Annotated in this window: 1 protein-coding gene; it reads right to left on the bottom strand. The window is 61.5% G+C overall.

Going from position 1 to position 1,167, the window contains the following annotated elements; all coding sequences use genetic code 11:
* Window positions 1–10 precede the first annotated feature (10 nt).
* Window positions 11–1,080 (bottom strand): IS630 family transposase gene (locus FNJ47_RS46155; protein ID WP_175068523.1). Its coding sequence is split into 2 segments (ribosomal slippage): window positions 11–583 and window positions 586–1,080, totalling 1,068 coding nucleotides; the frame shifts between segments, so codons are not numbered across the junction.
* Between the last annotated feature and the right edge of the window lie 87 nt (window positions 1,081–1,167).

Below are 1,167 nucleotides of genomic sequence, written 5' to 3'. Positions count from 1 at the left end.
ATACCAATCCTCAAATTGATCGACCGATGTAGGCCCAATCGCGGAGCGCGATTGACATGATCTGCCACGGCTGATCGATGAGAGTGTTCCAAGCGTAACAGCAGTGATCGACGATGTTGTCATAGGATTGGAAGACGCGGTTTGACAGCCAATTTTGGCGCATGAACTGCCAGATATTCTCCTGGCTGTTCAGCTCGGGCGAACGCGGCGGCAACGGCATCAGCGAGATGTTGTGCGGGATCTTCAGCTCCTTCGCTCCGTGCCACCCGGCCTGATCAAGGATGACGATGGCGTGGGCGCCAGGGCTGACCTTGCGTGCGATTTCGTTGAGATGAAGCTGCATGGCCTCGCTGTTGCAGAAGGGCAGAACCAGTGCCGCGCCGGTTCCGAGCTCCGGGCACACGGCACCGAACAGGTAGGTCGATTGCGTGCGCTGGTCGTGAGCGGCCCGCGGCCGCGATCCCTTTCTAGCCCAGCGATAGGTGAGCTTGTTCTTCTGCCCCACCCGCATCTCGTCCTGGAACCACACTTCTACCGGCGTGTCCGGCGCAAGGCTGCTGCGGATTTCCTCCACGCGAGCGTAGAATTTTTTTTAAATGCCTCGATCGCCTCGGGATCCTGCTTGTACGCTCTCGGCCGCGCGCTGACGTGTGAGAAGCCGAGGTCCTTGAGGGCTCGATAGACCGTATCGTCTGACACCGAGATGCCGAACTCCTCATACAGCCGCATGATCAGGTCACAGGCCCGCCAGCGCACCACGCCATGGATGGGCGGGGTCGGCCCTTCGTCCACGATCCGCGCCAGAAACGCCCGGTGCTCCGTGTTGAGCTTCGCCGGCGCACCTGGCGCGGGAACATTGATCAGACCATCAGGCCCTTGCTCGTTGAACCGGATCACCCAGTCGCGAAGTGTCTGCCGGTCCATCCCGCCGACCTTGGCGGCCTCCGCCCGCGATGCGCCATCGAGCACCGCAGCGATCGCCAGAAGGCGCCGGACCTGATCGCTGTCCTTCGCCCGCCGCGCGAGCCGGCGCACCTCAACCGCTGCAAAATCCGTTCGAACCGCAATCGGTTGGCCCATGGCAACTCCCTCCAGTTGCCATGTTGAATCATCGATCCTCTGATTTGGGAATGCCCGCCGTGAGTCAGCACCTCCGCGGATTGGTAT

This window comes from Bradyrhizobium uaiense (genome assembly GCF_010811875.1).
In the GTDB taxonomy this organism is placed as follows: domain Bacteria; phylum Pseudomonadota; class Alphaproteobacteria; order Rhizobiales; family Xanthobacteraceae; genus Bradyrhizobium; species Bradyrhizobium uaiense.
The sequence above is the reverse complement of the archived record's forward strand: the minus strand, read 5'-3'. Positions and strand labels throughout refer to the sequence as shown.